Genomic DNA, 25,336 nt, shown 5'->3' with positions numbered 1-25,336 from the left:
GACTCAGGGAAGCCGGATCTGCGGCAGCGGCGGCAGCTCGATCGTCGGCAGCGGCGGCAGCGTCGGGACCGGCACTCCCAGCCCCGGGATGGTCGGAGCCGGAGCGGGCGGAGGTTCGGGGGCCGGCGGAACCGGGCGCGGTGAATGGGTGGTCGGAGCCGGCTCCTGCTCGACCGTGGTGGTCGTGGTGACCTGCGTGGGCGCTACCGCCGGCGCGGGGTTCTGCCGCGGCGCGTTGGTGGTCGTCGGGATGTACGACTGGGTGGGGCTCGTCTCGTCGGTCGACGAACTCGTGAAGCCGGTGCTCAGCGCCACGCCGATGACCGCGACGACCGCGAGAGCCGTGCCCGCGATCCCGGCGCCGGAGATCTGCCTGCCGCTGACCGACGGACCGCGACCGGCCAGCGACGACCACCATGGCTTCTTCGCGTCGGCGGACTCCGCACCGGTGGCGGCAGCCGTGGGCGCAGCGGCCGCGGCGGCGACGACCGGGATCTGCTCGGTGTCGGCGCTCGTCGACGGGGGCTGACCCGGCACGATGCGCGTGAGGGTGCTCACCGGTTGCGAGGTGGCCGGTTGCGCGGCGGCCAGGGCCCCGCCCTTGGCGAGGACGAGTTCGGGCTCGTGCGGCACCACCAGGGGCAGGCCGAGCCAGGAGCGCAGCACCTCCTGCACGAGCGGGATGTGCGCGCCGCCGCCGAGCAGGACCACGGCCTCGGGGTTGCGACCGGCACGGGAGATCACCTGGTGCACGAATTGCGCCGACGACTCGACGCACTGCGCGATGAGCGGATCGAAGGTCTCGCGCGACATGAGCACGACCCCTGCCGCGCCCGGTACGGCCACGGTCTCGCTCTGCGAGAGCTTCTCCTTGGCCTCGCGGCACTGGGCCGACAATTCGTCGTCGGTGGCGGGGTCGTCGGGGCGCCACACACCGTTGGTGTCGAGCTGGTGGTCGCGGATCACGTTGTCGAAGACGCGGCCGCCGATGCTGTCGGTGCGTTCGGCGAGCACCTCGCGGGAGACGAGGTCGACGACGGTGACGGTGAGCCCGGCGTCGCCGAGGTCGTAGAAGACGGCGGTGTTGCTGCCGAGCTCGCCGGTGGCCTGCAGATAGGTGACGGCGGCTTCGGGTTCGGAGACGAGCAGGTAACGGTCGATGTGCTCGACGGCCATTGCCGCGCGCAGGCGCTCGCCCTGGGCCTGGTCGCGATAGACCAGTCCCACCCGCTCGATCGGATCGCCCGCCACACCGGTCTGGAAGAGCACCCCGAGGGTGCCTGCCGCCAGCCGCGCCGGATCGTCCTTACCGGTTTCGACCACCTGGAACTGGAACCCCGCCGTCGGGGTCGTTCGATCCACCGGCCGCACCACCCGAACGGCGCTCTCCCCCACGGTCACACCGAGAATAGAACTCATCAGCCGCCTTCGACGTTGGATGCGCCAGCCGCGTCAGCTTCCCCCGGCGCCCGAAATCACCGACGATGGTACAGAACGTTACCGGCGGGTCACGAGGGCCGTTCGTATGACGTACGCCGGGACCGAGCACCCCGGAGATGGCTCCTGAGCGCCTGGATAGCGTCTCCCATAGGATCGCCGAATGCGGATTCTCTATGTGTGTACCGGAAACATCTGCCGATCACCCACCGCAGAGAGGTTGACCACCGCATACGCGGCCGAGGCCGGTCGCGAGGACCTTTCGGCGCACAGCGCCGGCACCCGGGCGATGGTCGGTTACGGCATGGAACCCACCGCGGCACTCGTGTTGCAGCAGCTCGGAGGCGATCCGGACGGATTCGCTGCGCGTCGGATCACCCCGCCGATCGCGGAGGACTCCGACATGATCATCACGATGAGCGAGCGGCACCGCGCCAAGGTCATCCAGCTCGCACCGCGCAGGATGCGGGTGACGTTCACGCTGCGCGAGGCCGCCCGGCTGCAGAACGCCACCGGTGCGCGGACCATCGCAGAACTGACGACGGCCCGGGCGCAGATGTCTGCACCCGGGCCGGAGGACATCGTCGACCCGATCGGCCGAGACGAGGAGACGTTCGTCACGGTCGGATCCGAGATCGCCGATCTGTTGCTACCTCTCCTCGCCGCTCTCCGAGCCTGAGTCGTTCACCGGGCGTCGCGGTGCGTGCACCACGGGTCGCGACAGCGGCTCGGCGGCGGAGTACGCCTGCGGCGCCTGGTAGGGCTCGCTGCCGTATCGCTCCGATGCCGGCTGCGGCGCCGGCGGGAACTGCTCCGCAGCGCGGTAGTGGTAGGCGTCGTTGCTCGGCGCCGGGTGGGCCTGCGTGGCCGGCGGCTCGACATGATGCTGACCGTTCTGCGGCCGGGCCGGTCCCTCGACGGGTGCCGACGCGGTCGTCTGCGCCTGCGCAGCCGGCTGGGCGGCCGGTGCGGTCGGTGCCGGCGCTCCGACACGCTGCGTCGCCGGCGTGCTCGTCTGGGCGGCTGCCGGAGCAGCACCGTCCTTGTCGGAGCTGTAGTAGTAGCGGTATTCGTAGGCCGTGCCGCGTCCCTTGGTCGGGGTCAGCGCCAGGATCGTGCCCAGCACGGGCGCGTTGACCGCCCGCAGGTTGCCGACGGCCCGCGCGAACTGCTCGCGGGTGGTCTTGCCGTAACGCGCGATGAGCAGCGCACCGTCGGCGATGTTCGTGAGGATCGCCGCGTCGGTGACGGGCAGCAGCGGCGGCGCGTCGATGATGACGTAGTCGAAGCGCGACCGCAGGTCCTCGATGACCTCCCGCGCATGCGCGGAACCGAGCAGCTCGGACGGGTTGGGCGGCAGACCGCCGGCCGCGAGCACCCACATGCCGTCGAAGCGCGTCGGCTGGAGCACGTCCTCGAGTGCAGCCGTGTGTGCGAGCACGTTCGACAGGCCGGCGTCGCCGAGCGTGCCGAGGTACTTGGTCACACGCGGGCGGCGCAGGTCGGCTTCGACGAGCACGACGGAGTGACCGGCCTCGGCGAGCACCAGGGCCAGGTTGACCGCCGTGGTGGTCTTGCCCTCGCCGGGCAGGGAACTGGTGATAACGATCGCGCGCGGCGGGTTGTCGACCTCGAGGAACTGCAGGTTGGTCCGCATCTCCCGGTAGGCCTCGGCGTCGCCGCTGTTGGCGTCCGCGAACACGATCGCCGGCTCCTCCTGCCGGGCCTTCTCGAGCGGGATCACACCCACCACACCGGTGCCGGCGAGCTCCTCGACGGCGTTGCGGTCCTTGATGGTGTTGTCGAGGCGATCGCGCAGCACCGCGAGGGCGATGCCGAGCAGCACACCGACGGCCAGACCCAGCGCGACGTTCCGTGTGGTCTTCGGCGTCACCGGCGCCGACGGCGTAGCCGCGTACTGCTCGACCACCACGCGGGCGGTCGGCGGGCCACCGTCCTCGGGGGTCTCCAGTTCGCGTGCCATGACGACGAACTCGTCCGACAGTGCGTTGGCGAGGTCGCGGGCACGCTCGGGCGACTCGTCGGTGACGGCGGTGTCGATGAGCACCGTGTCGGGGGTCGACGAGGCGGTCACCTTGCCGGCGAGATCGACGGCCGACATCTCGCCGAGACCGAGCTTGTCGAGGGTGCGCTGCGCGAGGGTGGTGCCCTCGAGCAGTTCGGTGTAGGAGGTGACTCGCTGCTGCGAGAACAGGTTGCCCTGATAGATCTCCTGCACCGACGCGCCCGACGAGGTCGACACGAACAGGCGTGTCTTGGCTTCGTACTGGGGCGTGGTCAGCAGGGAGGCGCCGAGGGCGGCAAGAACCGCCACCACCGTCGTGACGGCGACGATCTTCCACCTCGCCTGCAGAATTCGCAGGTAATCATGTACTTCCATCAGGGCGTCTCCCTCGTTGCGGTAACACTGCGTGCGCACCCGGCGGGCGCGGTGTGGGGGTCGTCGTGGCGCTCGAGCACGCTGTCGAGCACCGGGCCGATCGCACGCACCGCGTCCGGATCGGCCAGTTCCGAGTGCGTGAACGGCACCGGATGTTCGACGACGAGACAGCGCACATATCGCTGCCAGGTGGCGGCGAGATCTGGGTGCCGGTCGAGATCGGGTTCGGCGACCACCAGGTCGATGTCGCCGTCGTATTCGCTGAGGGTGTGTCGGCGCACCGCGTCTTCGACGGCCTGCGCGGCGGCGTCGGTGCGGCGCCGGACCTCGGCGACGAGTTCTTCGGGCAGCCCGGCGATGTCGGGTACGTTCTCTGCCGTCGGGTGGGGCTCGGCAGGCACAGTCTCGGGCGTGAGCGTGTCGAGCAGCACTACCGCACCGACCTGCTCTCCGTGCTCGCGGAGCTGCACGGCCATCTCGTGTGCGATGGTGCCGCCCACCGACCAGCCCAGCAGGTGGTAGGGACCATCGGCCCTCACCTTACGGATTTCGGCCACATACCGCGCGGCGAGTTCGCCGATGCTGTCCGGAATGTCGTCGAAGCCCGTTGCCTGGAGACCGTAGAGGGTACGGCCGTCGAGATGCTGCGCGAAACCGGCGTACATCCATGCGAGTCCGCTGATGGGGTGCACGCAGAACAACGGCGGCTTCTCGTCACCGCGACCGGCGATCTCGACGAGGCTGCCGAGCGGGTCGCGTTCGTCATTACTGCGGCCGTGGTCGATGCGGTCGGCGAGCGACGCGAGATCCGGGCTGGTGAACAGCCACTCGACGGGAACGTCGGCGCCGAGCTCGTCGCGCAGTTCACCGGCGACGGTGACGGCCGCGATGGAACTGCCACCGAGGTCGAAGAAGCTTCGGTCAGCAGAGATCTCGTCGATCGGCCGGTCGAGGTGGCGGGCGAACACCGCGGCGACGGTTTGCGCGATGTGTCCCTGCGGCGCCACATATGGTTCGTCGACGGCGGTGTCGGGGGCGGGCAGCGCCGCGCGGTCGACCTTGCCGGATGCCATCAGCGGCAGTGCGTCGACGACGGTGATGCTCACCGGCCGCAGGTGACGCGGCAGGTCGGCGACGAGCGCGCGACGCAATGCTGCCGTGTCGGGTGCGGTGCCGGTCTCGGGCTGGATATAGGAGACGAGCACGGTGTCGCCGTCACGTCCGGGATGCGGAACGGTCACGGTCGCCGCGACTCCCGGACGGTTCAGCAGCGCGGCGTCGACCTCGGCGGGTTCGACGCGGATGCCGTGGATCTTCACCTGGTCGTCGATGCGGGCCACGTGATCCAGTACCCCGTTCGGCAGGATCCGAACCAGGTCGCCCGTGCGGTACAGCCGCGACCCGCCGTCGCCGAACGGGTTCGCGACGAATCGCGTTGCGGTGAGTCCGGATTCGTAGCGGTAGCCGCGGGCGGTGCTGTCACCGGTCACGTAGAGCTCGCCGACGGTGCCGCGCGGCACGGGGTGCAGACGCGAGTCGAGCACGTAGGCGGTGGCTCCCGCGACAGGCGTGCCGATGCTCGGCTTCTCGTCATCGGTGAGCGGCGCGGAATACGAGACGGCGACGGTGAATTCGGTGGGCCCGTAGCCGTTGACGATCCGGTGCCGCGACCAGCGGCCCACCAGTGCACCGGGCAGGGTCTCACCCGCGGCGACGATCGTCGTCGGCTCGAATGCCTCGGGGTCGAGGGTGCCGAGCACGGTGGGCGTGAGGTTGAGGTGCGTGACGCGCTCGTTGACGATCAGCTCCTGCAGGGGTTCCCCGGCGAAGGTGTGGTCGGGGGCGATCACAAGGGCACCGCCGTACGCGTGGGCGGAGAGCAGTTCGAAGACCGCGGCGTCGAAGGTGTGCGAGGCGACCTGCAGCACGCGCGATTCCGGCCCGAGGTCGAGCAGGGCGGTCTGCACGTCGAGCAGCGCCGCGAGCCCACGGTGGGTGACGTCGACGCCCTTCGGTGTGCCCGTGGTGCCGGACGTGTAGATCGTGTAGGCGAGGTCGCCGGATGTCACTGCGGGACGCGGGGGTTCGACGGCGTCGAAGTCGATGCTGCGGTCGGCGGTGAGGTCGAGCCACGTCACGTGGCCGAGTTCGCGGTAGCCGACGGTCAGGCCGATGCGAGCACCGGAGTCGGCGAGGATCGCGACACTGCGCGCGTCGGGCTGGGTGAGGTCGACGGACACCCATGCCGCACCGAGTTTCGTGATCGCCCAGACGGCGAGCGGCCAGTACTCGCTGCGCGGCACGGCGATCGCGACGAGGTCGCCGCGTCGCACGCCGTGGGAGGCGAGCACGGAGGCGATCTCGTCGGCGCGGGCGTCGAGTCCGCCGTACGTCCAGGCGACGGTGCCGGAGCGCACCGCGATGCGTCCGCGATGCTGCTCGACGGCGGTCGCGAAGATCTCGGGCAGGGTGCGCGGTGCGACGGCGGGAGCCGACAGCGGTGCGGGCACCGGCACGGCGAGATCGCCGACGGCGCGGTCGGGTTCGGCGAGGGCGGCGGCGAGCATCGCCACGAGGTCGGTGAGCATCGCGTCGCCGGTAGTGTCGTCGAACAGATCCGTCGCATAGACCAGGCGCAGGTCGAGTCCGGCCTCGCGCTCGACGAGTTCGACGACCACGTCGAACTGCGCGGCCGGTTCCCCGGCGTCGGTCTCGGCGATCTGCACATCCGGCAGTTGCGGCAGCACCTCGCCGGCCTCGACGCGGTGCGTGAGCAGCACCTGGAAGAGCGGGCTGTACGACGGGTCGCGGCGCGGCGCGAGACGGGCGACGACCTCGTCGAATGGCACGTCGGCGTGCGCGAGCGCACCGAGATCGGTGGCCCGCACGTCGCGCAGCAGGTCGGTGAACGGACGCGACGCGTCGACGGCGGTGCGCAGCACGACGGTGCCGACGAACATGCCGACGAGCCGGTCGAGACGGGCATCCGTGCGACCCGCGATCGCCGTGCCCACGGCGATGTCGGTGCGTCCGCTGCGACGCGCGAGCATCGCGGCGAGCACCGCGTGGACAAGCATGAACACGGTGACGTCGTGGCTGCGCGCGACGTCCCGGAGGCGTCGGTGGGTCTCGGTGTCGAGGGTCGAGACGATCTGCGCGCCACGGTGGGTCGGCTGCGCGGGGCGCGGCCGGTCGGCGGGCAGCGGCAGCGGGCCGTCGGGCAGGCCGGCGAGTGTGGTTGTCCAGTAGTCGAGTTGGCGGGCGGCGAGCGAGCCCGGATCGGTGGGGTCGCCGAGCAGTTCGTGCTGCCAGCGCGCGTAGTCGCCGTAGGTGACGGGCAGCGACTCGAAGACCGGCGCTTCTGCCCCGCGACGCGCGGCGTAGGCGACGGCGAGATCGGTGAGCAGCGGACCGACGGACGCACCGTCGAACGCGATGTGGTGCACGGCGGCGGCGAGCACCCAGCGGCCGGGTTCGACGTCGAACAACCGGATCCGCATCGGGGCCTGGGCCGTGATGTCGAAGGGCGTAGTGATCGTGGCGGTCACGGCCGCGGCGACGTCCTCCGGCGCGGAGTGTTCGAGCACCGGCGGGTCGACGGGTACCTGCACGTCGTCGATGAAGGCGGTGCGCAGCACGCGATGGCGGTCGACGACATCGCTCACCGCGGCGGTGAGGGCGTCGACGTCGAGGTCGCCGCTCAGCGTCAGCACGACCGGCACGAGATAGCCGGCGGTGCCGGTCTCGGCCCGCGCGACGATGCCGAGGCGGCGCTGCGCGGGTGCGATCGGTGCCGGGGTGTCATCGTCGTAGTGCCGCAGCGCGACGCGCTGGTCGTCGCCGGATTCGATGCGGGCGGCGAGCGCGGCCAGGGTCGGGGCGGCGAGTACTTCGCGCACCGGCACGTCGGTGCCGAACGCCTCGCTCAGGCGCGCGGCGAACACGACGGCCGACAGCGAGTCGCCGCCGGCGGTGAAGAACCCGCGGTGCGCGGCCGGACGGGCGCCGAGCACGTCCTCGGCGACGGTGACGACGAGATCCTCGGCGTCGGTGAGCGGACGGTCCAGGGCGGCGTCGTCGTCGAGCGCGGCGGCGTCGTGCAGTTCGAGCGCTGCGACGTCGAGCTTGCCGTTGGACGTGAGGGGCAGCTGGTCGAGCGCGTGCACGCGGGTCGGCATGCGGTGCGGCGGCACGACGAGCGCGAGTCGCGCGGTGATGTCGTCGGCCGACAGGTCCGGTCCGGCCGCGAACGCGACGAGCGTGCCGCTCACCGCGACCACCGCTGCCTGCCGGATACCGGGCTGGGCGAGCAGCGTGGCTTCGAGTTCGCCGGGTTCGATGCGCACGCCGCGCACCTTGAGCTGGCGATCGGTGCGGCCGAGATAGCCGAGGGTGTCGTCGACGCGGCGGTGGACGCGGTCGCCGGTGCGGTACATGCGGGCACCACCGGGAGCGGCCACGAAGCGTTCGGCGGTGCGCGCGGGGTCGTCGAGATATCCGGCGGCGAGGCCCTCACCCGCGAGGTACAGCTCGCCGACGGCTCCGGCGGGCACGGGACGCAGGCGCGCGTCGAGCACGTGGGCGACGGTGCCGGGCACGGGCTTGCCGATGCTCGGTCGGGTGCCGGGTTCGATGTCGACGAGGGTCGCGACGATCGTGGCCTCGGTCGGTCCGTAGGCGTCGAGCATCACGCGGCCGTCGGCCCAGCGCGCGGCGAGCGACGACGACAGGGATTCTCCTCCGGAGGCGACGACCTTCAGGTCGGGCAGTCCCTCGGGGTCGAGGGTGCCGAGCACCGTGGGGGTCGACAGGTAATGGGTGATGCGCTGTTCGGCGAGGTAGCGGTGCAGGTCCTGCCCGGCGTAGACGTCCGGGGGTGCGACGACGAGCGTCGCGCCGGTGGTGTGGGCGAGCAGCAGTTCGAGCAGCGCGGCGTCGAACTCGGGTGAATAGCCGTGCAGCACGCGGTCTCCGGGCTCGACCCGGTAGCGCTCGGCCGCTTCGGCGGCGAGCGGGGCGAGTCCGCGGTGCGTCACCGCGACCCGCTTCGGGGTGCCGGTGGAGCCGGAGGTGGACACGACGTAGGCGGTGCCGGGCAGGCACGTCTCCCCTGCCTGCCGCGAATGTGTGAAGGCCGCACCGGTCTTGGTGATGGCCCACAGGGTGCGGATGTAGTCGACGCTGCGCGGTGCGTCGATGCGCACGATCTTCCCGTCCCGCGCGCCGTCGGCCCGCAGTTCCTCGGCGAGGGCGTCGGACTGTGCGTCGAGTTCGCGGTAGGTGAGCGATTCGCCGTCGCCGCGCAGGGCCTCACGGTCGGGATGCGCGGCGACGGTGGCGCGCAACATCTCGGCGAGTGTGTGTGTCGGGGCCGGTTCGCCGCCGTCGAGGGCGGGAGCCGGGGTGTCGACCGCCAGTTCGCCGACAACACTGTCGGGCGCGCTCGCCAGGCTGCCGAGCAGCGCGACGAAACGGCTGACGAGCAGTTCGGCGGTGCGGCCGGCGAAGCGGGAGGCGTCGAACACGAGCGTGCCGGTGTAACCGTCGGGACGTGGGGCCAGCGTGAACTGCAGATCGAACTTCGTTGTGTCGTCGAGGACTTCGCGGGCCTCGACGGTGAGCTCTCCCAGGCTGATCGGATCGATGCCGAAGTCCTGCAACGCCAACGCGACCTGCGGTGCGCCGCTCTGCCGCTCCGACAGCAGCTGCTCGTAGGGCACGGCGACGTGGTCGAAGGCGGCGACGTCGAAGTCGCGGACCTGGCCGAGCAGTCCGGCGAACGACATGTCGGGGGCCACGCGGGCGCGCAGCACGAGGGTGTCGAGGAACGGGCCGACGAGGTCCTCGAGCTGCGCCCAGCGGCGTCCGCCCACCACAGCGGCGACGGCGATGTCGTCACTGCCGCCGAGTCGCGCGAGCAGTACCGACAGCGCGGCGTGCAGCACCATGAACTCGGTGGCGCCGTGTGCGCGGGCGAGGTCGGCGAGCGCGTCGCGCACCTCGGCGGGCACCGTGAAGTCGACGCTGCGCGCACCGGTGTCGGTTCCGGTGGCGTCGGCGGGCAGTTCGGTGACGGTGAGCCCGTCGAGGGCGCGTCGCCAGTGCTCGAGGTCGCGTTCGGGGATGCCGCGTTCGGCTTCCCACAGGGCGTAGTCGGCGTACTGCAGCGGCAGCGGTTCCCACTGCGGGGCCGCGCCGTTCACGCGGGCGAGATACGCAATCGTGAGGTCGCGCAGCAGCGGCCGCAGCGACGTGCCGTCGGCGATCGAATGGTCGACGTCGAGATACAGCACGTGCTGATCGGGGCCGGTGCGTTCGAGTCGCACGCGCCACCGGTCGCTGCGCGGCGCCTCGTGCACCTGCTGGTACACGCCGTCGCCGTCGACGATGTAATCGGTCCGCAGGATCTCGTGGCGCAGCGCGACGTCGCCGAGCGCGGCCTGCAGGGCACCGAGGTCGAGCGGTCCGCTCAAGTTGACCTCGCTGCGCAGCCGGTAGGCATCGGGGGCAAGCGAACTCAGTCCCCACAGGCGACGCTGGGCGCGGCTGAGCGGGATCCGTTCCGGGCGCGGCGACACGGCAACGGGTCCGGCGTCGGTGTCGAAACCACCGGCGTCGAGGGCGGCGGCGAGCGCGTCGACGGTGGGGTTCGCGAAGACGGTGCGCAGCGGCACGTCGGTGCCGGTCTCGTCGCGCAGGCGGCCGACGAGGACGGTGGCGAGCAGCGAGTTGCCGCCGACCGCGAAGAAGTCGTCGGTGCGTCCCACCGCGGTGCCGTCGCCGAGGACGTCGCCGATGATGCGGGCGACGAGCGCTTCGGTCTCGGTGCGCGGTTCGCTTCCTTCGCCGGCTGCGGGTTCGGGCAGGGCGGCGGCGTCGACCTTGCCGTGGGAGGTGAGCGGGATCGCGGCGAGCGGCACGATCGCGGTGGGCACGAGGTGCGCGGGCAGGAGGGTGCGCAGCTGGGCTCGCAGGTCGGAGTCGTCGAGGTTCTCACCGGTGACGTAGGAGATGAGGCGGCCGCTGCGCACGAGGGTCACGGCCCGGTCCACGCCGTCGAGAGCGGTGAGAGCGGTGTCGATCTCGCCGGGTTCGATGCGCACGCCGCGCAGCTTGATCTGGTTGTCGCTGCGGCCGACGAATTCGAGGGCACCGGCGCGGGTCCAGCGCACGAGGTCGCCGGTGCGGTAGCGACGGCCGTCGGGTCCGGCGACGAACCGCGAGGCGGTGCGCCCAGCGGCATCCCGGTAGCCCGACGCGAGTCGCGGTCCCGAGACGTACAGTTCGCCGACCACGCCGGCGGGCACGGGACGCAGTCGCTCGTCGAGGACCTCGACGGTGACGCCGCGGACCGGGGTGCCGATGACGATGTCGTCGCCGGGTCGCAGCGGCTGCGAGTTGGTGACGAACATCGTGGCCTCGGCCGGGCCGTAGCTGTTGACGAGGGTGCGCCCGTCTCCCCAGCGGTCGACGATCTCGCGGGTGAGCCGGTCGCCGCCGAGCACGAGGGTGCGCAGGGCCGGCAGGTCGCGCACCGGCACGGTCGCGAGCGTCGACGGCGTCATCACCGCGTGGGTGATCGCGGCACTGTCGAGCAGGTCGCCGAGGGCTGCGCCACCGTAGCTGTCGGCGTCGGCCACCACGAGCGTCGCGCCGGAGATGCCGGCGGTGAGCATCTCGAGCATCGCGGCGTCGAACGACGGTGCCGCGACGTGCAGGACGCGATCGCCCGGGAAGGCGGCGAGGTATTCGCCGATGTCCTCGGCGAACGCGCTCGCGGCGCGCTGGGTGAGGGTGACGGCCTTGGGGTGTCCGGTGGTGCCGGAGGTGAAGACGAAGTAGGCGGGGGCGTCGGGTGCGGGGTCGACGACGTCGGCGAGCGGTTCCTCGTCGTCGGAGGTCACCTCGAGCCATCGCACGGTTGCCGGAAGTGTCGGCGCTTCACCGACTCCCACGCGCACGTCGGCGAGCATCTCGGCTAGGCGCGCGGTGGGGGCGGTGGGGTCGACGAGCATGGGTGCGGCGCCGGCGCCGATGATGCCCCACACGGCGAGCACCGATTCGAGCGAGCGCGGGTAGGCGCACGCGACCGGATCGCCCGGGCGCACCCCGGCGAGCTGGAGGCGCGCGGCGAGAGCGTCGGAGTAGTAGAGCAGTTCGGGATACGACAGTTCGCGGTCGTCGTCGACGATCGCGAGTTCCTCGCCGCCGGCAGCTGCGCCCTGCGCGAGCCACTGCCGCAGCGACCGGGGCGCACCCGGCACAGCGCCGACGGTGGGCAGGTCGACGTCGCCGTGCAGATCGATCTCCCCGACCCGCACATCCGGATCCGCGACGGCCGCAGTCAGGATCGTGCGCAGGCGTTCGGCGTAGCCGGCGACGGTGTCGGCGTCGTAAAGGTCTGTGCTGTAGAAGAATTCGAGGTCGATGCCGTCCTGCTGCTCGGTGACGGTGACCTGCACGTCGACGTTGACCGTTTCGGTGTCGACAGGCGCGGCGGTGACGTTCAGGCCGGGCAGCGAGAAGGTCGAGGCGACGGGTCGTGCCTGCGACAGCGCCACCTGGAACAGCGGGTGCCGTGCTTCGCTGCGGGCGGGCTGCAGCTTCTCGACGAGCGTCTCGAACGGTGCGTCCGGGTTGCCGTAGGCGGCGAGGTCGCGGCGGTGCACCTGCGCAAGCAGATCGGTGAAGGTGGCGTCGGGGTCGACATCGGTGCGCAGCACGAGGGTGCCGGCGAACATGCCGACGACGTCGTCGAGCTGCGGGTCGCCGCGACCGGAGACGGCGGTGCCGATGGGGATGTCGCGACCGGCACCGTGCCGCGCGAGCAACGCCGCGAGTGCGGCGTGCAGCACCATGAACACCGTCGCGCGACCCTCACGGGCCAGCTCGTGCAGTCCGCGGACGAGGTCGGCGTCGAGCGAGACGGTGTGGGCGGCACCGTGTCCGGTGGGTTGCGCGGGGCGCGACCGGTCGCCGGGCAGGGTCACTTCGTCGGGCAGGTCGGCGAGTTCGCCCAGCCAGTAGGGGATCTGCTCGTCGGCGACGCTGCGCTGCCACCGCGCGTAGTCGGTGTACTGGACGGGCAGCGCCGGCAGCTCGGGGCTCGCGCCGGTGAGGCGGGCGTCGTAGGCGACGGCGATGTCGCGCAGCAGCGGCGTGAGCGACCAGCCGTCGGCCGCGATGTGGTGCAGGACGACGAGCAGCACGTGCCGGTCGGGTGCCGTCCGGTACAGCCGCATGCGGGCCGGGGGTTCGACGGTGAGGTCGAATCCGGTGGTGGCGTAGTCGCGGACGAATTCGTCGAGGGCGTCCTCCGGCACGGCCACCGGGTCGAGATCGGGGCGTGCCGGGGGCAGCACGGTGTACTCGTCGGCGGCCGGGTAGACGGTGCGCAGTGTGCGGTGCCGTTCGAGCACGTCGGCCACGGCGGCGGTGAGGGCGTCGACGTCGAGGGTCCCGTCGAGCCGCACCGCGAAGGGCAGGTTGTAGCTCGGGGACGCCGGGTCGAAGCGGTTGATGAACCACAGGCGCTGCTGCGCCGCCGACAACGGGGCGGGTGCGTCGGGGTCGGCGACGAGACGCGCACGGCGAGAGGGCTTATCGCTTCCACTGGTTATGTGTGAGGTTAGGGCTGTAATGGTCCGGTTCTCGAAGATGTCTCTCACGGTGACGTCGGCGTCGAGCAGATCCGACAGGCGACCGGCGAGGCGCGTGGCGAGCAGCGAGTTGCCGCCGAGGTGGAAGAAGTCGTCGTCGGCGCCGAGGGTGCCGGCAGTGATGCCGAGCAGTTCGGCGCACACGTCCGCGACGAGTTCCTCGACCGGTCCGTGCGGTGCCGCTCCCCCATCGGCGGTGACGTCGGGGGTGGGCAGCGCGGCGCGGTCGAGTTTGCCGTTGGCGGTGAGCGGTAGTGCGTCGAGGACCACGGCGGCCGACGGGACGAGGTAGTCGGGCAGGCTGCGTCGCAGGTCGCACAGGGCGTCGATGGCGTTGCCTCCGACGAGATAGGCGACGAGGCGGTCGTCGCGCAGCAGCACGACGGCCTGGCGCACGCCCTTGCTGCGCAGCAGGGCGGCTTCGATCTCGCCGGGTTCGATGCGGTAGCCGCGCAGTTCGATCTGCTGGTCGGCGCGACCGAGATAGTGCAGGACACCGCTGGTGTCGCGGCGGCCGAGGTCGCCGGTGCGGTAGCGGCGGGTGCCACCGGGAGCTGCGACGAAGCGGGTCGCGGTCTGGCCGGGGCGTCCGCGGTAGCCGCGCGCGAGTTGGTCTCCGCGCACGTACAGTTCGCCGATCGCGCCGGGCAGTGCGGGTCGCAGCGACGAGTCGAGCACATCCACGGCGAGACCGGGCAGCGGCGCTCCGATGCCGGTCGCGGTGGCGTCGCCGAAGGTCACGTGCACGGTGGTTTCGGTGATGCCGAACATGTTGATCGTCCGCGCATGCGGATGGCTTGCGGCCCACGGGCGCACGCGCTCCGGGTCGAGGGCTTCGCCGCCGAAGATCAGCAGCCGCAGGTCTTCGAGCGGCGCGTGATCGGTGGCGGCGAGCTGGTAGAAGGCCGTGGGGGTCTGGTTGAGCACCGTCACCCGGTTGCTGGTGAGCACGTCCACGAAGGCGGCCGGGTCGCGCACGGTGAGGTGGTCGATCACCACCACGGAAGCGCCGGTGGCGAGCGGTGCCCACATCTCCCACACGGAGAAGTCGAAGGCCGGCGAGTGGAACATCGTCCACACGTCGTCGGCGCGCAGTCCGAACTCGTCGACGGTCGCGGCGAGCAGCGACAGCACGTTGCGGTGCGTCACCTGCACGCCCTTGGGGGTTCCGGTGGAACCGGAGGTGTAGACGATGTAGGCGCCGAAATCCGCGACGAGCGGGAAGTCGAACAGGGCCCCGTCGTCGAGGCGGCCGGCCACCTCCGGGTCGTCGAATCGCAGCGTCGGCACGCGGACGTCGGTGAAGTCGCTGTCGGTGACGACCAGCGAGGGCTGCGCGTCGTCGAACAGGACCTGCAGTCGCGTGGCGGGATGCGTGACGTCGACGGGCAGGTAGATTCCACCGGCGCGGGAGACGGCGAGGATCGCGACGACCAGCTCGGGGGTGCGCGGCAGCGCGACGGCGACGACGTCCTCGGCGGTGACGCCGCGTTCGCGGAGGAGTTTGGCGAGCGCGCCCGAACGCGACCACAGCGCGCCGTAACTGAGGGAGTACCCGTCCCCCACCACGGCGACGGCCGCCGGATCGTCGGCCACGCGCTGCGCGACCAGCTCGGGCAGCGACTCTGCCGAAAGTTGTTGCGCGACGCCGACGGGGGTGAGGTCGGCGTCGCCCAACTCGATACCGCCGACCGACACAGCCGGGTCGGCGGTAACGGCATCGAGGATACGCACGAACCACGACTGCCACTGCGCAATCGTGTGCGAATCCAAAAGTTCGTCCGCGTACGTGAGGACCGTTTCCAAACCGGCGGGTACACCGGTCTCGGAACGGCGTTCGCGGACGGTCAGTTCGAGGTCGACGCGGGCCGTGCCCACCGGGATTTTGCGGATCGTCGTGGAGCTGCCGGGCAGCGTGAACTCGTCGAGCGAGAACGACTCGTACGCCAGGATGACCTGGAACAACGGGTGGTGCGCGTCGGTGCCGGCCCCCACCGCGTCGACGATGCGATCGAACGGCACGTCGGCGTGGGCGAAGGCATCGAGATCGGCGCGACGGGTATCGGCGAGCAGGTCGGCGAAGGTGCGGCGCGGATGCACCCGCAACCGCAGCGGCACGGTGCCGACGAACATGCCCACCACGTCGTCGACCGCGGCGTCGCTGCGTCCGGAGACGGGCGTGCCGATGGTGACGTCGTCGGTGGCGGCGAGCGCCGACAGCAGTGTCGCGAAGGCCGCGTGCATCACCATGAACGGCGTGACGTCGTGGGAGCGGGCGAGCTTGTCGATCGCGGCGTGCAGTTCGGCGGGGATCGTGAAACTCGCGCGACCCGCGGTACCGGTGGTCGCCGCGCTGCGGGGACGGTCGGTGGGCAGCGCGAGCAGCGGCGACGCGTCGTCGAGGGTCTGCTTCCAGAAGGCGAGCTGCCGTGCCGCGAGGCTGTCGGGGTCGTTCTCGTCGCCGAGCACGGCCCGGTGCCAGCGCGCGTAGTCGCGGTAGGTGACTGACGGTGCCGGCAGCTCCGGCGTCTCCCCGTCGCGGTGGGCACGGTAGGCGGCGACGGCGTCGCGGCCGAGCGGCAGCAGCGACAAGCCGTCGGCGGCGATGTGGTCGATCACCACGGCGAGCACGTAGCCGGAGTCCGTCCGGTACAGCCGGGTGCGGATCGGCGGGTCGACGGTGAGATCGAAACGCGCGCGAGCGAATTCGGTCAGCTCCGCATCGAGGTCGGTGCCGGCGTCGACGGGTTCGAGGTCGAGCGTCACCGACGGCAGCACGTGCTGGCGCGGGCCGGACGGGCTGTCGGGGAAGACCGTGCGCAGCGAGTCGTGGCGGGCCAGCACGGTGGCGGCGGCCGCGCGCACGGCGTCGAGGTCGGTGTCGGCGTCGAGGTCGAGCGCGAAGGCGATGTGGTCGCCGCCGTCGATGCCGTCGGCCACGTCGAACCGGTTGAGCAGCCACATGCGCTGCTGCGCCGGTGCGAGCGGCGCATCGCTGTCGTCGTCGATGTGCACGAGCGGCAGGTGCTCGCCGATGGGTTCCTCGGCGAGCAGGTTCGCGAGTTCGGCGACGGTGGGGTGCTCGAAGATGTCGCGCACACCCACCCGGCGACCCGCGACTCCCCGCAGGCGCGCGGCGAGCTGGGTCGCGAGCAGCGAGTTGCCGCCGACGGCGAAGAAGTCGTCGGATCCGGCGACGCTCGGCAGGTCGAGCAGGTCGGCGACAACACCGGCGACGAGTTCTTCGGTGGCGCTGCGATATCCGTCGGTGCGGGTCGCGGTGACCTCCGGCTCGGGTAGCGCGGCGCGGTCGATCTTGCCGGTGCTGGTGAGCGGGAATGCGTCGAGCACGGTGACGGTCGCGGGCACCATGTGCCGCGGCAGACGCTCGGTGGCCCACTCGCGGATCTCGTGCGGGTCGAGGCGGCCGTTGCGGCTGTGCACGTAGGTGGCGAGGGTGTCACCGCGCACCACGGTCACGGCGGTGCCGATGCCCGGGTGGGTCTGCAGGGTCGCGTCGATCTCGCCGAGTTCGATGCGGAAGCCGCGGATCTTGACCTGGTGGTCGCTGCGGCCGACGAATTCGAGAGCGCGGTCGTCGTCGTGTCCCGTCCAGCGCACGAGATCGCCTGTGCGGTAGAGACGTCCGGTGCCGAACGGGTTGGCGACGAAGCGGTCGGCGGTGAGTGCGGGTGCGTCGAGGTATCCGCGGGCGACGCCCTGTCCCCCGAGATACAGCTCGCCGGTCACACCTTCGGGCACGGGCCGCAGGCGTTCGCTGAGCACCACCGCGGTGACGCCGACGAGGCCGGTGCCGATGGTGAGCCGGTCGCCGGGTGCGAAGGGTTCGCTCGACGTGGCGAGCACCGTCGTCTCGGTGGGTCCGTAGACGTTGAGCAGGGTGCGGCCGGGTGCCCAGCGTTCGGCGGTCTCGACCGGCCATGCCTCGCCGCCGATCACGATGGTGCGCAGGGCGTCGAGTCCGGTGGGGTCGAGCCGTGTGGGCACCGAGGGCGTCGAGAACCAGTGGGTGATGCCTTCGGTGCGAAGCAGTTCCACGAGTTCGTCGCCACCGAACAGGTCGGCGGGCGCGACCACCAGCGTGCCGCCGGAGGTGAGCGCCAGGACGTACTCGAGCACCGCGCCGTCGAAGGCGGGGGTGGCGAAGTGCAGCACCCGTGCGTCGGTTGCGGTGTCCGAGATGGTGGGCAGGTCGAAGCGTTCGACGAACGACTGCGCGAGCGGGCCGAGTCCGCGATGCGCGACCACCACACCCTTGGGCCGGCCGGTGGATCCCGAGGTGTAGACGACGTAGGCCGTGTTGTCGACGTGCAGCGGCCGCACGCGATCGGCGTTGGTGATCGGGCGGGTGTCGCCCTCGACGGTGAAGGCGATCGGCTCGACCCCGTCGGGCAGCGAGACGTCGCCGTCGACGATCGCGTACCGCGCACCGGATGCGCCGAGCAACTGGGCGATGCGCGCAGCGGGTTGGCTGGGGTCCACAGGCACGAAGGCCGCGCCGCTCAGCGCGACCGCCGCGGCGGCGAGCACCGACCGCGTCGACCGCGAGAGCACGACGGCCACACGGTCTTCCGTCCCGATGCCCCGCTCGATCAGCGTCCACGCGAGCGGGCGTGCCGCCGTGCGGATCTCGACGGCCTGTCCCCCGGGTTCGGTCACGCAGGCCGACGACCGGTCGATGATCTCGGCGAAGGTCGCTTCCGGCCCGGGTTCGGCCGGTTCGACGGAGAGGGTGCCGAGGTCGAGATCGCCGACGGGCAGCGACGGATGCTGCGCGACCTGCTCGAGCACTCCGCTCAGGCGGGTCACCCAGCGGACAATGGTGTCATCGTCGAACAGTTTCGTGTCGTAGACGAGGCGGCCGGTGAGCGATCCGTCGCGCAGTTCGCGCAGCGAGATCTCGACGTCGAATCGTGCCTGCGACGAGGCGATCTCCTGCGACTGCACGGTGAGGCCGGGCAGTTCGAGGTCGGGCACGTCCACGTTGTCGTAGGCGAGCATCACGTGGAAGGGCGAGAAGCCCAGGGCGTCGACGACGTAGTCGAACGGCACGGTGGCGTGCGCGAAGGCGTCGAGGTCGGTGTCGCGGGCCTGCGCGAGCAGCGACGTGAACGGTTGCGCCGGGTCGACATTCGTCCGCAGGGTGACGGTGCCGACGAACATGCCGATGAGCGCGTCGAGGTCGGGATGGTCGCGACCGGCCGTTCCGGTGCCGATGGCGATGTCGTGCCCGGAAGTCCAGGCCGCCAGCCACACGGCGACGGCGGCATGCACGGCCATGAAGATGGTGGCGTCGTGCGCGGCAGCGACGGACCGCAGGGCCGCGACCTGGTCGGCGGGCACCGCGAAGTCCACGGCCGCAGCGGGACCGAAGCCGCCGTTGCGGGGACGGTCGGTAGGCAGCGGCGCCGCGTCGGCGAGACCGTCGAGTGTGCGTGTCCAGTAGTCGATCTCGCGACCGGCGCGGGTGTCGGACGCAGTCGGGTCACCGAGGCGATCGAGGTGCCACTGCGCATGGTGCCGGTAGTGCAGCGGCAGCGGCGTCCACGCGGGCGGCTCCCCGGCCGTGCGGGCGAGGTAGGCGGTAGCGACGTCGGCGGTGAGCGGCACGAACGACGCACCGTCGAGCGCGATGTGGTGGGCGACGACGGCGAGCACGTGCTTGTCGTCGGCGAGTCGCAGCAGGCGGATCCGGAACGGGATCTGCGCGGTGAGGTCGAACGGTTCGGCCGCCCACTCGGTGATGAGCGCTTCGACGTCGCCGTCGGCCGCTTCGGGTTCGAGCGCGAGACCGGCCACGGCACGGTCGAGCGGCAGCACGTCCTGCACCGGGCCGTCGAGTTCGAGGCGGAACAGTGTGCGGAGGGTTTCGTGCCGGTCGAGGACGTCCACCACCGCGGCCTGCAGAGCCGGCAGGTCGAGGGCGCCGTCGAGGTGCAGCGCGAACGGCAGATGGTAGGCAGCCGGGTCGCCGTGTGCGCGGGCGAGTAGGAACAGCCGGCGCTGCGCGGGAGCGAGCGGCGACGGTCCGGTGTCGGGGGTGGCGACAGGTCGCGATTCCGATTCGGGTCGTTTCGCCGCGGCGGCCGCGAGGCGGGCGACGGTCGGGTGGGCGAACACGTCGCGCAACTGCACGTCGCGGCCCAGTGCAGCACCGAGACGGGCAGCGAGTTGCGCGGCACCGAGCGAGTGACCGCCGAGCGCGAAGAAGTCGTCATCGGCCCCGATGTCGTCGATGCCGGTGAGCTCGGCGAACAGCTCGGCGACGATCTTCTCGCTCGGGCCGTTGGGCGGCCGCGATCCGACGGCCACAGCACGCTCGGGCGCGGGCAGCGCGCGCCGATCGACCTTGCCACCTGGAGTGAGCGGCAGCGCCTCGAGCACGGTGATCGACGACGTACGCAGATAGGTGGGCAGTTCGTCGGCGAGGCGGACGGTTAGGTCGGCGGGGTCGACGTCGCCGACGACGTAGGCGGCGATGTGGTCGCCGTGGACGGTGACGGTCGCGGCCTGCACCTCGTCGAAGGAGACGAGCGCGGCTTCGATCTCGCCGAGTTCGATGCGGTAGCCGCGGATCTTCACCTGCTGGTCGGCGCGACCGAGGAATTCGAGGTGGCCGTCGGTGGTCCAGCGGGCGCGGTCGCCCGTGCGGTACATGCGTCCACCGAACGGCGATGCGACGAAGCGTTCGGCGGTGAAGGCCGGGGCGCCGAGGTAGCCGCGCGCGACGCCCGGTCCCCCGAGATACAGCTCGCCGATCACGCCGGCGGGCACGGGATGCAGGCGGGCATCGAGGACGACGGCGGTGGTGCCGTCGATCGGCCGGCCGATGGGCACACCCGCGCCGGGCTGCAGCGGGTCGCTGAGCGTGGCGAGGATCGTGGTCTCGGTGGGCCCGTAGGCGTTGAGCATCGTACGGCCGGTGGACCAACGGTCGGCCACGGCCTGCGGCAGTGCTTCGCCACCGGCGTCGAGAACCTGCAGGTCGGGCAGGTCGTCGTCGGGGGTGACGGCGAGGATCGCCGGTGCGGTGATCGCGTGGGTGACGGATTCGCTGCGCAGCAGGGTTGCCAGCGCCGGTCCGCCGACGGCGTCGGGCGGGCAGATCACCAGGGTGGCGCCGGCGTCGAAGGCGAGGAGCAGTTCCTGCAGCGATGCGTCGAAGGACGGCGACGCGAGGTGCAGTACCCGCGACGTCTCGTCGGCGCGGTAGCGATCGCGCAGTGTCGATACGAGCGCCGACACTCCGCGGTGGCCCACCGCGACGGCCTTCGGGGTGCCGGTGGAACCGGAGGTGTGGATGATCCACACCGTGTTGTCGACGTGCAGCGGCCGCAGGCGATGCTCGGCAGCGAAGGTCTCGCCGGATCCGCCGGTGGGCGGCGCGATGCGGGTGACGTGCGCGGGCAGCGCCGGGTGGTCGTGAGCGACGGCGATCCGCACGTCGCGCAGCACCTGATCGAGGCGACGAGCGGGAAGTTCGGGGTCGAGCGGGGTGTAGGCGGCACCGGTCTTGGCGACGGCCCACAGTGCGACCACCGAATCGATCGAGCGAGGCAGCAGCACCGCGACGCGCTCTTCGGGTCCGGCACCCGCCGCGACCAGCGCATGAGCGAGTGCGTCGGAACGGGCGTCGAGTTCGCGGTAGGTGATGTTGTCGTGTCCGTCCACGACGGCGACGGTGTCGCTCGCGGCGTGGCGGGTGAGGACATCGGGCAGCAGTTCCGGCTCGGGCGCGGTGTGTCCGCGTGCGGGAGCCAGGCCGTCGAGTTCGGCCGGGTCGGCGAGGGCGAGATCGCCCACTGCGACGCCTGCGTTCTGCACGAACTCCTTCAGGAATCCGCGGAAACGGCTGTGCAGCAACGAGAGGTGCTCGTCGCTGTAGAGATTGGGGTTGGCCTCGAAGTCGACGCGCATCGTGCGGCCGGCGACGCCCGGGTAGACGTTGACGGCGAGATCGTCGATCGGACCGCTGGACTGGTGGTGGTACTCCCCCGTCACGTCGCCGAAGGCGATCTCGGGATGGAACATCATCAGGTTGACGGTGGGGCCGAACGGGCTCGCCGCCTCGTCGCGGGAGCGGCCGAGGCTGCGCAGATCCGCGAGCATGTCTTCGTACCGATAGCGCTGGTGGCGCAGGGTGCTGCTCAGCTCCACCTGCACGTCGCGGATGAGCTCGGCGGGTGTGGTGGCCGAATCCACGCACAGGCGCAACGGCACGACGTTGGCAAGAACGCCTGCGGACCGACGCAACGCGGCAGTGGTGCGCGCCGAGATGGGCAGGCTGAGCACGACGTCGACCACACCCGTCGTCCGGGCGAGAAACGCACCGAACGCCGCGAGGACGATCGGGACATCGGTGGAGTTCGCGTCATGGGCGAGCGCCGAGACCGCAGCTGCCGTCTCGGCGTCGAGTTCGGAGTTCGCCCGGCGCGCCGGCACCCCGAGAGGCGCTTCGTGATCGACGAACGACACGGATTCGGACAGGTCGGCGAGGCGCTCGAGCCAGTGCCGGCGGTCGGTGTCCTGACGCTTCGAGCCCACATACGCGGCCTCGACATCGAGAATGTCGGCAATCGGCATCGCCTTGAGCGGCGGCGCGTCGGAGCCGGAGACCCACGCCGAATACAGCTCGGCGGCGCGGTTGAGCATGTTGACCGCGCCCTGACCGTCGAGGGCGATGTGGTGGACGTAGCTCGACAGGAAATAGCGGTCGTCCGCGATGCGCAGCACGGTGGTGGCGATGAGTCGGTCGCTCAGCAGGTCGAGGGGCTTCGTGTACTGCTCGGTCATCCAGCGATGAGCTGCAGCTTCCGGGTCCTTCTCGGACCGCAGGTCCAGATAACGCGGCGCGTCCTCGATATCGGGGACGACCTTCTGGAACGGCTTGCCGTCCTGTTCGACGAGCACGAGAGTGCCCGACTCGACCTCGCGCGCAGCCTGATTACAGGCGTCCCGAACCAGGTCCGCGTCGAGATCGCCACGGAACTCCACGTATTGCGCCGTGGTGAACGGTATGTCGGGATTCAGTTGCTGCGCGAACCACAGGCCCCGCTGACTCGGGGACAGCGGAAGTAGATGCACCACGCTCCCCTCGTCCTCCCGACACAATTCAGGACACGGGAAGTGCAGAACCCTCCCCTGTCATGCGATCGTGGACGGAGCCTCCCAACTCCACGGTCACGATCACCGTGCAGAAGTTTACTTACAGTCACTGTTACCCACCACTTGAACGGTTGGCCAGATCAAAATCGGGTTATCGTCTCGAGCGGAAACCACGAAGGGGGCACAAGCGGCGTGAACGATGTTACCGGTGAGTCAGTTTCGCCCGAACCGCGTCGACGTAAGGTGCGCAGGCGCCTGTCGGATGAGGAGATCGCAGCTCAGCGCAGGAAGCGCCGGCGCGTGCAGATCGGCTGCGGCGTAGGCGCACTCGTTGTCGTCGGATTCATCAGCTGGCTGGGTTACGAAGGCTTGCAGGCGAAGTCGAACCTGGAGAAGGCACAGGACTTCGCGACGCAGGCGAAAGACGCACTGCTCGCAGGCGATACCGACAGGGCCCGCATCGTCGCGGGCGACGCCGATCGTTACGCCCAGGACGCCCAGAGTTCGGTCGACTCGGTGCCGTGGCGTATTGCCGGCGCCGTTCCATTCTTGGGAAACCCGTTCGATTCCACTCGTCAGATGACAACCATTGTGAGCGGTCTCACAGAGCAGGTTCTCCTCCCCGCGGTCGACGCAGGTAGTGCCGTGTCTCCCGATCAGTTGATTTTGGACGGCGCACGAATCAATCTTGCGGCTCTCCGCGACGCCGCGCCCGTCCTCGAGACGACCTCTGCAGCGATCAGCGACCTGGATGAGCAGGCCCAGAATGTAGACAGCACATGGCTCGGGCTGATCGACGACGCGCGGGTCGATCTACAGGATCAGGTATCCGAACTCTCCGGCCTGTTGAACAACACCTCGCTCGCGGCGCAGGTCGCTCCCGCCATGCTCGGCGCAGAGGGTCCGCGCAGCTACTTTGTCGGTTTCCAGACGAATGCCGAAGCGCGCGGCACGGGGGGCTTGCTCGGGGCCTTCGCAATCGTCCGCACAGACCAGGGTCGAGCACAGATTGACGATTTGGCGAGTAATCGTGAAATTAGTATGAATAAGACACCAATCGACCTCGGTCCCGATTTTGAGCTAACATACGGACACAGCCGACCAACTACCGATTTTCGAAATAGCAACGTTAGTCCACACTTTCCGTACGCTGCGGAGATATGGCGCTCACTGTGGCATCAAGAGTCCGCAGAGTACGTGGACGGAGTTATCGCGACTGATCCCGTCGCTTTGAGTTACGTACTTGGTGCCGTCGGACCAGTCACAATGCCTGACGGGGAAAAAATCACCGCCGAGAATGTAGTCGAGATTACCGGAGCTACTGCATACGCTCGATTCGGTGATGATCAGATCGCCAGAAAAGAATACCTTCAGACCATTGCAAAACTTGTTGTGCAGAAACTAACGGGAGGGGTACAAAACCCAAAGTCACTCCTTCAGGCGCTCGGAAAAGCAGTAAGCGAGGGGCGCCTTTCACTCTGGAGCGCTCAAGCGAACGAACAGGAAATTATCGAGAAAACCCGCTTGGCAAACGTAGTCTCCGATACAGAGGCACCGTACGCCTCCATAGTGGTAAACAATCTTGGAGGAAACAAACTGGATTACTACTTGGACAGAGAAATCCAGTACACCGCCTCATGTGAGAACGATGCTCGGACTTCAGAGGTCACCGTGCGTCTGACGAACAATCTTCCCGTTGGAACGTACACTGACTACGTCGCATCCATGTTCGAAAATCCCGTTGACGCGCCACGAGGGACCAACCTCGCAGATGTAGCACTAATCGCAACACGCGGAGCCACTCTAACCAAGGTCACTATCGACGAGAAACCAGCATTCAGCTATATCGGACGGGAGCGCGGACATCCCATCTATAGCGTCCAGACACCGATTCCGCAAGGTGAAACGGTGGAACTTGTCTTCTCCATGACAGAACCTGCTACGCCGGGCGAGCCCGAGGTTCCTGTGCAGCCCTTGATTAGGAACGCGAAAGTCACTATTGACGTACCCGAATGCGCGCCAAACTGAACACCAGACGACCCAACTCGAATGCATAGGAGGTAGGTAGTGAGCCTCATAGAAAAAACTCGCGAAATTGTTTGGAAAGAATCGGGTGACACAAACTCCATCCCATGGAATTTTATTGTAAATGGCGTTCTCTCCACGCATTTATTGCCTAATCGAGTGCGAACGCAACTACTACGCTTGATGGGCTTGAAACTTCACCCCAAGACTATTGTGCGACCCAAAGTGTTCTTCAGGTCGAGCAATATAACCGTAGGCGCCTCCACTGTCATCGGCTACCGAACAGTTTTCGACACCCGACAGCCATTAGTTATCGGTAAGAATGTCGCGATCGGGCCGAATGTAACATTCGTCGACACTGATCACGAGATGTCTAACCCTGAACGCCGCGCCGGAGAAAGTGTGGTAGGGCCCATCGAGATTGGCGATGGATGTCGCGTGTCCACCGGGACCATCATACTGCGCGGCGTAACGGTCGGGTCCGGAAGCGCCATCGGCGCCGCCGCGCTCGTAACCGCCAACTGCGAACCGCACAGTCTATATGTCGGTATCCCTGCCAGGAAGATCCGCGATCTACCAGTATGATGGGTCAAATGAACATCGAGTTCTGGGATTACGGCACAAAACCTGGTTGGCCGGCGTGACCTCGATCTACGACGAGATGTCTCTCCCGTTGCGGTGGTGTGGT

The 25,336-nt window shown here is 69.6% G+C and carries 6 protein-coding genes; 3 read left to right on the top strand and 3 right to left on the bottom strand.

Annotation, left to right across the window (positions count from 1 at the left end):
• Positions 1–3: 3 nt before the first annotated feature.
• Positions 4–1,419 carry a DUF7159 family protein gene (locus BLV31_RS06975; protein WP_033096243.1) on the bottom strand — a complete coding sequence of 472 codons (1,416 nt, stop codon included), beginning with the start codon at positions 1,417–1,419 and terminating at the stop codon, positions 4–6.
• A 181-nt stretch (positions 1,420–1,600) separates the two neighbouring features.
• Between BLV31_RS06975 and BLV31_RS06970 the strand changes: the two genes are divergently transcribed.
• On the top strand, positions 1,601–2,116 hold the full coding sequence (locus tag BLV31_RS06970) for an arsenate reductase/protein-tyrosine-phosphatase family protein (RefSeq protein ID WP_024101937.1): 516 nt from the start codon (positions 1,601–1,603) through the stop codon (positions 2,114–2,116).
• Here BLV31_RS06970 and BLV31_RS06965 read toward each other — a convergent pair.
• A complete protein-coding gene (locus tag BLV31_RS06965) occupies positions 2,087–3,838 on the bottom strand; it encodes a tyrosine-protein kinase domain-containing protein (protein ID WP_039585706.1) in 1,752 nt (583 codons plus the stop codon). The two genes, BLV31_RS06970 and BLV31_RS06965, sit on opposite strands and share 30 nt — an antisense overlap.
• On the bottom strand, positions 3,838–22,605 hold the full coding sequence (locus BLV31_RS06960) for a non-ribosomal peptide synthetase (protein WP_254778503.1): 18,768 nt from the start codon (positions 22,603–22,605) through the stop codon (positions 3,838–3,840). The genes BLV31_RS06965 and BLV31_RS06960 overlap by 1 nt, the downstream gene beginning before the upstream one ends.
• Before the next feature lie 210 nt (positions 22,606–22,815).
• Between BLV31_RS06960 and BLV31_RS06955 the strand changes: the two genes are divergently transcribed.
• Entirely contained in the window at positions 22,816–24,651 is a 1,836-nt protein-coding gene (locus tag BLV31_RS06955; RefSeq protein WP_248846185.1) for a DUF4012 domain-containing protein, read from the top strand.
• Positions 24,652–24,690: 39 nt separating this feature from the next.
• Positions 24,691–25,233, top strand: a complete 543-nt coding sequence (locus tag BLV31_RS24645; protein WP_139192942.1) for an acyltransferase — start codon at positions 24,691–24,693, stop codon at positions 25,231–25,233.
• Positions 25,234–25,336: the final 103 nt, after the last annotated feature.

Source organism: Rhodococcus pyridinivorans, assembly GCF_900105195.1.
In the GTDB taxonomy this organism is placed as follows: Bacteria; Actinomycetota; Actinomycetes; order Mycobacteriales; family Mycobacteriaceae; genus Rhodococcus; species Rhodococcus pyridinivorans.
This window is presented reverse-complemented; position numbering and strand designations above follow the sequence as displayed.